The organism is Tangfeifania sp. (assembly GCF_055108615.1).
The window spans coordinates 1-10,242 of the sequence record NZ_JBSQIC010000107.1 but is presented as its reverse complement, the minus strand read 5'-3'; the positions used below and the strand labels follow the sequence as shown (position 1 = coordinate 10,242).

11 protein-coding genes are annotated in these 10,242 nt (G+C 42.0%); 6 read left to right on the top strand and 5 right to left on the bottom strand.

All coding sequences use genetic code 11. The features are described 5' to 3' along the window. Positions 1–249 precede the first annotated feature (249 nt). Together ACTCNA_RS16320 and ACTCNA_RS16315 are read left to right on the top strand one after the other, a co-directional pair. Positions 250–1,068, top strand: coding sequence for a prohibitin family protein (locus ACTCNA_RS16320; protein ID WP_462949004.1), 819 nt, complete (start codon positions 250–252; stop codon positions 1,066–1,068). Between the two features lie 64 nt (positions 1,069–1,132). After that, positions 1,133–1,621, top strand: coding sequence for a PaaI family thioesterase (locus tag ACTCNA_RS16315; protein ID WP_462949003.1), 489 nt, complete (start codon positions 1,133–1,135; stop codon positions 1,619–1,621). Positions 1,622–2,180: 559 nt separating this feature from the next. Here the strand turns inward: ACTCNA_RS16315 and ACTCNA_RS16310 are convergent. Beyond that, complete coding sequence (locus tag ACTCNA_RS16310; RefSeq protein ID WP_462949002.1) at positions 2,181–2,387, bottom strand: hypothetical protein; 207 nt, start codon at positions 2,385–2,387, stop codon at positions 2,181–2,183. 130 nt (positions 2,388–2,517) lie between these two features. Between ACTCNA_RS16310 and ACTCNA_RS16305 the strand changes: the two genes are divergently transcribed. Further along, entirely contained in the window at positions 2,518–4,482 is a 1,965-nt protein-coding gene (locus ACTCNA_RS16305) for an OmpA family protein (RefSeq protein WP_462949001.1), read from the top strand. An 82-nt stretch (positions 4,483–4,564) separates the two neighbouring features. Then, positions 4,565–5,395 (top strand): 3-keto-disaccharide hydrolase, encoded by an 831-nt coding sequence (locus tag ACTCNA_RS16300; protein ID WP_462949000.1) that lies wholly within the window; start codon positions 4,565–4,567, stop codon positions 5,393–5,395. Positions 5,396–5,415: 20 nt separating this feature from the next. Here ACTCNA_RS16300 and ACTCNA_RS16295 read toward each other — a convergent pair whose 3' ends face one another. Beyond that, positions 5,416–6,351, bottom strand: a complete 936-nt coding sequence (locus ACTCNA_RS16295) for a DMT family transporter (RefSeq protein WP_462948999.1) — start codon at positions 6,349–6,351, stop codon at positions 5,416–5,418. Positions 6,352–6,541: 190 nt separating this feature from the next. Here ACTCNA_RS16295 and ACTCNA_RS16290 point away from each other — a divergent pair, with 190 nt between their 5' ends. Continuing rightward, on the top strand, positions 6,542–7,012 hold the full coding sequence (locus ACTCNA_RS16290) for a MaoC family dehydratase (RefSeq protein ID WP_462948998.1): 471 nt from the start codon (positions 6,542–6,544) through the stop codon (positions 7,010–7,012). Positions 7,013–7,589: 577 nt separating this feature from the next. After that, complete coding sequence (locus tag ACTCNA_RS16285) at positions 7,590–8,297, top strand: MgtC/SapB family protein (RefSeq protein WP_462948997.1); 708 nt, start codon at positions 7,590–7,592, stop codon at positions 8,295–8,297. A 13-nt stretch (positions 8,298–8,310) separates the two neighbouring features. Here ACTCNA_RS16285 and ACTCNA_RS16280 read toward each other — a convergent pair whose 3' ends face one another. From ACTCNA_RS16280 to ACTCNA_RS16270, 3 genes are all read right to left on the bottom strand, one after another. Beyond that, positions 8,311–8,781, bottom strand: coding sequence for a low molecular weight protein-tyrosine-phosphatase (locus ACTCNA_RS16280; protein ID WP_462948996.1), 471 nt, complete (start codon positions 8,779–8,781; stop codon positions 8,311–8,313). 54 nt (positions 8,782–8,835) lie between these two features. Then, on the bottom strand, positions 8,836–9,588 hold the full coding sequence (locus ACTCNA_RS16275; RefSeq protein ID WP_462948995.1) for a shikimate dehydrogenase family protein: 753 nt from the start codon (positions 9,586–9,588) through the stop codon (positions 8,836–8,838). After that, on the bottom strand, positions 9,585–10,242 hold a 658-nt coding region (locus tag ACTCNA_RS16270; RefSeq protein WP_462948994.1), incomplete at its 5' end, for a DUF368 domain-containing protein. The genes ACTCNA_RS16275 and ACTCNA_RS16270, both read right to left, overlap by 4 nt.

Here is a 10,242-nt window from a genome sequence, read left to right as displayed (position 1 = left end):
ACTGCTTTTTATTATTCAGCTAACAGGCTAAAACCCTTATGTAATAAGTAAAAGCTGCCCCTTGTTTGTGGTTTCCCGTCTTCATGTTATTTCGCCGGGCAGGGATGTAAAATTGAAATGATATTCAACAGATAAAAACGGAAGTCATTCCTGCCAATTAGAATAATTTTTCATCCAAATAATGAATTGATTTGTTTACCATAAACCGCAAACTTGTTACATTTGTGCAAATTTTAAAAAGGTTAAAAAATGAAATTTAATTTTAAAACATCTTACATCGTGGTGATTGTGGTTATCCTGTTGGTGCTTTTATTATTCGGAGGCCGCATGTTTTTAATAATCGATGCAGGTGAAAGAGGTGTTATTTTCCGCCCGTACACCACCGGGCTCGACAAAGAAAATATTTATGGCGAAGGATTTCACATCATTGCACCCTGGAATAAAATGTACGTTTATAATGTGCGCGAGCAGCAACGTGATGAACCCATGGATGTGCTGGATAAAAACGGATTATCTATTAACATGGATGTTACAGTTCGTTTTAATCCCATTTACCAGGATATAGGGGAACTTTACCAGCAGTTTGGGATCAACTACATAAATGTGCTGGTCATCCCCGAGGTGCGTTCAACGGTGCGGCAGGTTGCAGGGCGTTATACCGCCGAAGAGATTTATTCAACCAAACGCTCGGAAGTGGAAACTGCCATTAAAACAGAAACCGAAGATGTATTGAATGCAAATTATATTGATATGCGCGCCCTGCTTATCCGCTCGATTAATTTACCCGATCAGATTAAAAATGCCATTGAGAAGAAGCTGACACAGGAGCAGGAAGCCCGTGCCTACGAATTCCGCTTACAGAGTGCAGAATTGGAAGCTGACAGGAAACGCATTGAGGCAGAAGGTATTTCAAGATACAACGAAATTATCAGCAATAGTTTAACTGATAATATTTTGAAACAGAGAGGTATTGAGGCTACACTCGAACTGGCTAAATCGCAGAATGCCAAGGTAGTTGTTATTGGAAGTGGCGACGATGGCTTACCACTGATTTTGGGAAATAATTAGAAATAAAATAAATAGGAACAAAGGCTGGTTTTTTACCGGCCTTTTTCTTTTAAAATCAACCGGAATGAGAAAAATTTCCAATCCTTTTGCCGCAATGAATAGCCAAGGAGAGTATAACTGCTTTGGCTGCTCGCCTGCCAACGATATTGGTTTGCACCTGGAATTTTGGGAAGATGATGACACAGTGCTAGCCAAATGGACTCCCCGGCATCAGTTTGAAGGCTGGATTGATGTGTTGCACGGAGGTATCCAGGCCACACTGCTGGATGAAGTTGCTGCCTGGGTGGTTTTTGTAAAGCTTAAAACAGCCGGTGTCACCACCAATTTGAATGTCAGTTACAACAAGCCGGTTCACATTTCAAAAGGATCTGTTACTGTGAAAGGCCATTTGATTTCAACAGAAAAACGAAAAGCAATGTTGGAATGTACCCTTTACGACGGCAATAACGAACCCTGCGCCACCGCTGATGTCACGTATTTTATTTTCCCGGAGAGAATAGCACGGGCAAAATACAATTATCCTGGGGCAGAAGCTTTTATTGCCGGAGACTAATAAATGGATATTTTCAATAACGGATTCACGAGTAGTGTCAAATGCAAAATGCAGAAATTATCAATTTGGGATTTAACCTAATTTTATAAGGCATAATGCGAAGATGACAGAGATGCTGAACCCCGCCTGACGGGACGGGAAGGAAACTCAGCATGACGCTCCAAGATTATTGGTTGATTTCATTAATATGTTGTATATTAGTAAAATAGCAAATAACAAGAAGCAAAATCCAAATAAGCTCCCAAAAGCAAAAAATAATTTTCAAAACATGAGAGATAGAGAATTTTGGAACTTTACCCATTTGTAAATTGGAGTTTACCTGCCCGTCCGGTTCAGGCGGGTTTGGGGTTTATGATTTGGATTTTGGAAATTTCTTGTTATCGTCTCATTTTGCCCAAAAAAATTATGAGAGCACTCATAATAACAGCTCATAGCCGACACAACAGAGTTATCATTTGAGAATGCCCATTCTGTTTATGATAACGGCATAAACATAATTCTCCTGTTGAAGAGGTGGGGGGGGAAGGCCAATATGTAAATCGGGATTTTTGCTTATAGGTTAATCATTAAAATCTTCTTCGTCTTCATCGTCGTCCAAGTCATTGGGTTTGCTGTAAGAAAAATCATCGAGATCCTCATCATCGAATTCATCGTAAATTGAAAGCCTCTTTTTGGAGCTTTTTTCTCTTTTAAGCGATTTCTTTTTTACTTTTCTGTCGAAGTTGTCCACTTCGTTGAAATTTTTTTTGTTTACTTTCCGTTTCATTTCAGGGTATGTTCAAAAAAAAATAAAACATTTAAATTATTTAAGTTTTCAAGGGCAAATTAGGAAAAAAAATAAATACAAAAAACAATTCGATGTCTTTTTTAAACTGTTTTTAAATAGTGAATGAAAAATGGGCAAAGCACTAAGAAACAAACCTGTTTATTGGGTCCTGAACACAAAATTAAAACAGATTTTGGGTGTGGTATTAATGCTGTTGGTATTTTCAAATATTGTTTTTGCCCAGAATGATCGCAGATCCGAACGTTGGTTTTCGCAAGCCAGGCAGTATTTTCAGCAACAATCATATGAACCGGCAATCGACTATTGTGAGCGGATTTTACAGCGTGACTCTTCTTATGTTGATGCCCACCTCATGCTGGCTGATATTTACAGGGAAACGCATAATCCGGACAAGGAGATTTTGCATTTGCAAAAAGCTGCTGCTTTGGTTAAAAATCAACTTGTTTATTTTCGTTTGGGGGAGGTGCATTTCTCTGTGGGGCAATATTCCGATGCACTTGTTGCTTACCGGAAATTTTCAGATCTGGTAAAAGAGGAGTCATCGAGGACCGATGAGGTAAAACGAAAAATTGAGAATTGCATCTTTGCGCTCGATGCTATTGAAAACCCGGTAGAATTCCATCCCCGCCGATTGCCCGATGCCGTCAATTCTGTTTTTGACGAATACTGGCCCAGCCTGAGCATCGATGGCAAAAAACTGGTGGTTACACGTCTGGTGAAAACTCCCGGGCAATTGCCGCAGGAAGATTTTTATATTTCAGAATTTGGCCCTGACGGCTGGGGGCAGGCAGAAGCTATGGCGGATTTGAATACTCCCGAAAATGAGGGGGCGCAGAGTTTATCAGCCGACGGTTCAATCCTCTTTTTTACCGCATGCAACCGCTCCGGCGGCATGGGTAGCTGCGATATTTATTATTCATTCCGGGAAAACGGAAAATGGAGCCGCCCGGTAAATGCCGGATCGCCATTGAACACAAAATATTGGGAAGCGCAGCCTTCTGTCTCATCGGATGGGCGTACCCTTTATTTTACAAGCAACCGCCCCGGCGGAAAAGGAGAAAAAGATATCTGGCGGACCGAAATTGCGGGTATTGATGAAAACGGCCTGCTTAAATGGGGGGAACCCTGGAATCCCGGCGACAGAGTAAACACTCCCGGAAACGAAACGTCCCCCTTTATTCATGCCGGCAACAAGTCGTTCTATTTTGCATCCGACTACCACACCGGGATGGGGGGCTTCGACCTGTTTATGGCCACCATTAAAAACGACTCTGTTTTTTCAGCGGCCAAAAACCTTGGCTACCCGGTCAATACTTTTAATAATGAGCAGGGGTTGTTTGTGAGCACCGACGGACAGACTGCTTATTTTTCTTCGGAACGAAATGAAAAAACCGGACTCGATATTTATGCTTTCATACTCGACGAATCCATTCAGCCCGAACCGGCAACGTATGTGCATGCCACAGTTGTCGATGCCATTTCGGGGAATCCGGTAACTGCAAAAGTTGAACTGGTAAACCTCACTAATAAAGAGCAGCCCGCGAGAAATGAAGAAACTGACAACAACGGCGAAATGTTGCTTTGCCTGCCCTCTGGGGCCGATTACAGCTTTTCGGTTTCCCGGGAAGGGTACCTGTTTTATTCTGATGCCTTTGAATTGACTGAATCGCGCCAGGTTTACGATCCTTATGAGTTAACAATTGAACTGACACCCGTGCAGGTTGGTGCCGAAATGAATTTATACAACATTTATTTTGAAACTGATTCATTTAATATTTTGCCCGAATCGGAGCCTGAGTTGATGAAGCTGGTTGGATTTTTAAAAACGAATCCCGGATTAAAGGTCGAAATCCAGGGACACACTGATAATACCGGACGGTTAGAAAGTAACCAGGAGCTTTCGGAACTGAGGGCAAAATCAGTAGCTGGTTATTTAACAGAACATGACATAAAACGAACGCGTTTGAGTACTGCCGGTTATGGCGAAAAGCAACCCGTTGCCACCAACGACACGCCGGAAGGCCGCCGAATGAACCGCCGGACAACCATAAAAGTGCTGGAGAATGAAAACTGACATTGCCTGCAGGAAATCAGATTTATTTTTAACTTTACTTTTCAAAAACGGATTCAATAAATCATTTAAATAAATAATTAAAATGCGGACAATTAACTTACTGACAAAAACCTTGTTTGTAGCTTTGGTTATAGTGGCCACTTCATGCGGCTCAAAATCAAACTCAAAACAGAACGATGAAAAATCGGCACAAACCGCCACCGAAGAAAACTGGATTCAGTTGTTTAACGGCGAAGACCTGAACGACTGGCAGGTTAAATTTACCGGCTACGAGTTAGGCGAAAATTTCAACAATACCTTCAGGGTTGAAGACGGTCTGCTGCGTGTTCGTTACGACGAATGGGATGAGTGGGGCGGCCAGTTCGGCCATCTGTTTTACAAAGATGAATTTTCGCACTATCGCCTGCGGGTTGAATACCGCTTTGTTGACGAGCAGGTAGCCGGCGGACCGGGCTGGGCATTTCGCAATAACGGATTAATGCTTCACGGCCAGCCTGCCGAAACCATGGAAGTTGATCAGGATTTCCCGGTTTCTGTTGAGGTGCAGCTTTTGGGTGGGAATGGCACCGACGAGCGTTCTACCATGAATGTTTGTACTCCCGGAACCAATATTGTACTGGATGGTGTTTTGCTTGAAGACCATTGTATTACATCAGGCTCGAAAACTTATCACGGCGACCAGTGGGTTACTGTTGAGGTAGAAGTGAGGGGAGGCGAAGTAATGCGTCATTTTGTGGAAGGCGAAGAGGTGATGAGTTACGAAAAGCCACAACTCGATCCGCGGGATCAATACTACGAAAAGCTGCTGCCCGAAGACGGCAACAAAATCCTTTCGAAAGGAACCATTTCAATCCAGGCCGAAAGTCATCCGACCGATTTCCGCGAAATTGAATTGCTGGTGATTGAAGAATAAATCAATATGATAAATATTTGTTACTGAACCGGTTTCCTGCTGCGGAGCCGGTTTTTTGTTTCACGGCGGTTGGCATAATTCAATGCAAGCAACGATAAGGCAATTACAACCATGCCGAGAATTGAATGAAAATCAGGGCTTTCGTTTTCAAGGACAATCCAGCTGAGAATAGCACCCGATACCGGAATCAGAAATTTCCAGACATTGAGGATGGAAACTTTTACACCCGGTCGTCTTAAAAGCGTGTACCAGATTGAAATGGCGGCAGCCGACAAGAAACTCAGCCAGGCGAGTGCCCCGTAATATTCAGCCGGAAACGGACCAAAGTTGATACCTTCAACCGGAATGGAAACAAGAAAAAGCAGCAGTCCGCCAATCATCAGCGAGGTAGAACTTAAAATCATGGGAGGCACCGTTTTCGGGCTTTTCGAAACCATTACATTGGCATATCCGGCCACCAGGTTGTTAATCAAAAGCAATGAAATTCCCAGTAATTCATATTCACCCTTTAATTCCACTTTTGTCCGGCCCAGAGTAATAATGGCAATTCCTGCAACTCCAATAAATATGCTAAATGTTTTAAGCGGTGTCATTTTATCGTTGTTAAACGCGTAGTGCGCCACAATGGCCACAAACAATGGTGATGAGCCAATAATCATTGCCCCCAGTGAACCGGGAATGAGATCGAGGCCGCTGTAAAAAAGCGCATACTGCATAAATACCTGTACTAAAGCAAGCAGAATTATAAATTTGTAGTGTGCTTTTACTTCCCTGAAAAAGCGTGCCCATTTTCCCCAAAGAATAAAAATCAGCAATCCGGCGAGGAAAAAACGAATGCCGGCAAACTGGAAAGGAGTGTGGTACTCCAATCCGATTTTAACACCGGTAAAAGCTGTTGACCAGAGCCAGCATGCCAGAATGGCCAGAAATGTTGTGCTTTGTAAAAAGTTTTTCATATTCCTTGAAAATGTGTGCAAAGGTGTGAATTTATTTTGAAAGGAAGTTTACTATTTAAAATTGGAACAGTCAGTCTTAATATTCGGTTGTTAACTGCCGTGGTTTTAATTTTTGATTATTTGTTGCCCCCCTAAATTCTGCTTTACGGAAAATAAATCCTTATTTTGTATGCCATTAAATCAAAATTTCATGGAAAAAACAATAATCAACAATTACGAAGAGTTTGAAGCCTACCTGGGAAAAGAAATTGGTGTTTCGGAATACGTTGAAATTACCCAGGATCAAATCGATAAATTCGCCGATGCCACCCTCGACTATCAGTGGATTCATACTGATCCGAAGCGGGCAGCAAAAGAGTCGCCTTTTAAAAGTACCATTGCCCACGGCTATTTAACGGTTTCTATGCTTACCTATTTGTGGTACTCGATTGTTGATGTGCGCAATGTAAAAATGATTGTGAACTACGGAATCGAGAAGTTGCGCTTTCAGCAACCGGTTTTGGTGAACGATAAAATCAGGGCCCGGGTTTCACTCAACGATATTCGCAACCTGCGTGGGATTGCAAAAATTCAGGTGAAAATTGTGGTTGAAATCGAGGGACAGAAAAAACCGGCTTATGATGCGCTGGTTACATTTTTGTATCACTTCGATAATAATTAATTGAATTAGACGCGTTGGCGGAATTGTTTTCCAAAGATCTGACTTTCAGACTTCGACTCCGCTCAGTCTGACTGTCACAGTGAGCGGAGTCGAACTGTGATTCAGTATGTTACATTTTAATTCCCCCAACGGGTTGAATTAAGCATTTAGTGAATATATTTAAAAATTTGACAATGGGGTTAAAATCCCTTAAACATCTGCGTTCCACGAATCCGTTCACTAAAGTGAGCCGTAATTTAAAGACTAATTTATAAATCTTATTGTAATGTCGTTTAGTTAACGCTGTCAAGTCTATTGACGTTGACAGGTTCAAAACCAAAGACTTGTCAGCGTGCGATGCTCCTGACAACGTCAAAATGAAAACAGGTTAAGCACTGGTGATTCTTCTTTGTTGTCTGTATTATTTTGTAATTTAGCCTGAACTATTCATAAACTTTAAAAAATGAATAAAGTTCTGGTTAACCCCGATTTAGATGAACTTAAACTTTTTTTAAAGTTTTTAGAGAATCTTAATCGCTGTCGGAGGCAGAAGTAATTAATGAATTATTTGGGTTAGGAAATCAAAAAATTGAACGACATGGAGTTTATCAATCAGGTTTTAGAATCTACCGAAATAAACGGGCAAACGGCAACACTGCGGTTACTGCTCAGCTTTTTTGTGGGGATGCTTGTGGGGCTCGAGCGCGAAACACACAACCAGCCTGCCGGGCTCCGCACACACATTTTAATCAGCATCGGTTCTACTATTGTAATGCTCATTTCCATTTTTATTCCGCAAACATTTAACAATTTTCAAAACGGTGATCCCGGCAGGATTGCAGCGCAGGTGGTTTCGGGAATCGGGTTTCTGGGTGGTGGTGCAATTTTAAAGTTTGGTGCAAATGTGAAAGGCCTCACAACAGCAGCTTCAATCTGGGCCATGGCTGCCATTGGGCTGGCGATTGGTGCCGGAATGTATTCCATTAGTTTAATTGGCGTTTTGGTGGTTTTATTTGCCCTCACCATTATGAACTTTTTTGAAAAACGCTTCTTTAAAGAACGCTCGCTCCGCAAAGTTGAAGTAATTATCAAAAAGAAACATTCCAATCTGAAAGCACTGAATGATATTTTTAAAGCTTTTGATGTAAAGATTAACTCAACAGGTTTTGAGCGAAACGTTAACGAGGCAACCGACAAAATAACCTTTCTGGTTGCCGTAACCGACTTTCTGGATGTTCAAAAACTGGCCGATGAGCTGGAAAATGAACCGGGAATTGTGACGGTTTCGGTGGAAATTATTCAGTAAAACGCAGGCTGCGTTATGTGTTTTTTTCCAGTAATCCCTCGCAGGAATCTTCGAGCAGGTCGAGCACCAGTTCAAAACCTTCGTCGCCACCGTAATACGGGTCAGGTACTTCGGTGTAATTCCACTCTTTTCTGAAATCGGTCATTTTATAAATTTTATGAAGGTCATCCCGGTTGCGGGCCATCCTTTTCAGCGTTTCAAAATTTTCATCGTCCATCCCAATAATCATGTCGAAATGGTTAAAATCAGCCTCCGGATCAAACTTCCGGGAAATGCTTGTGAGTTTGTAGCCACGTTTTTGAGCATGGATTTGCATACGTTCATCAGCAGGTTCGCCGGCATGCCAGGCGCTGGTTCCTGCCGAGTCGATTTCAAACCGGTCTTCCACTCCGGCATCTTTCACCAGCCCCCTGAAAACTGCTTCCGCACTTGGCGAGCGGCAGATATTTCCCAAACAAACAAATAGTATCTTTTTCTTCTCCATGGATTGTGAATTGGCAAATTGTTAAATTGTAAAAATGTTAAATGGTTAGTTGCTTTAACTTTCGCTGTTCCAGGTTTCGTACGATTTAAGTGCTTGCTGCAAAAGCATCTCGTAGCCGTTTTTCACGGCAGCCCCTTTTTCTTTTCCTTTTTTCATGAATTGAGTCTCTTCGGGGTTATACACCAAATCGAACAACAAATGTTTTTCAGAAATATATTCATAAGGAATGGGTGGATAAGTTTCTGTTTTCGGATAGGTTCCCAGTGGTGTGGCATTGATGATTAATAGCCGTTCTTCCATCATTTTTTGGTCAATATCTTCATAACGGATTTCATTCTCCTTCAGCTCTTCGATTGATGCCGAAATGAAACCGATTCCCAGTTTGTTCAACACAAATTTGATGGCTTTTGATGCCCCGCCGGTTCCCAGAACCAATGCTTTTGTGTGGTGCGTTTTTAACAGCGGTTTTAATGAAGCTTCAAATCCGTAAGTGTCAGTATTAAAACCTTTTAAAAAGACACTGTCTTCTTTATGGTTGATTTTTACCGTGTTCACTGCCCCAACTTTTTCGGCTGCTTCGTCCAGTTCGTTCAAATAAGGAATAACTTTTTCCTTGTACGGAATGGTAACATTTAGCCCAATCAGGTCAGGGTTGGTTTTTACAATTTCGGGTAACCACGAGATCGATTCAATCTCGAAATTTTCGTACGTTGCATCAATCTTCTCTTTTTCAAACTTTTCGGTAAAAAAACGTTTTGAAAAAGAGTGGGTGAGCGGGTAGCCTGTTAATCCGTATTTTTTTTTCATCGCTTCTCTTTTTTCGGTTTGGTTAAACCTTCTATTACAAAAATTATTGCGAACCCTGCAATTGCCATAACAATGGCACCCAAAAGCCAGGCTTCGTTACCGGTAATTTGTTCATAAGTGCCGGGGAGCACATTTTGTTCAACCAGCGGCCGGGTTTCTCCGTGTCTGTCAATAAATGATTCAGTCACCTCTTTCCATGGCCATACTTTATTGAGCGAACCTACCATGAAACCAGCCAGTACTGCAATAGTAAGGTTATGAAAATGTTTCAGGAACCACGACAGAACATTTGAAAAGGCGATAATCCCTACCACCGCCCCGGCCAGGAAAGTAAGTATTATTGCAAGCTCGAAGTTGCCAACGGCGGAGAGTATAAATTTGTACATGCCCAGCAGCACCAGTATAAAACTGCCTGAAATACCGGGTAAAATCATGGCGCAAATGGCAATGGAACCGGAAAGAAAAATGAACCACCAGGTTGTATTGGCTTCGGCCGGCGATATTACGGTTATGAAATAGGCAATGACAATTCCGGCAATTCCGGCAGTTACAGTGCCTGCATTCCTTTTTTTTATGGTGCGGGCCACATAAATAGCCGAGGCAATTATTAGTCCTAAAAAGAACGACCACACCATTATGGGAAAATGATTGAGC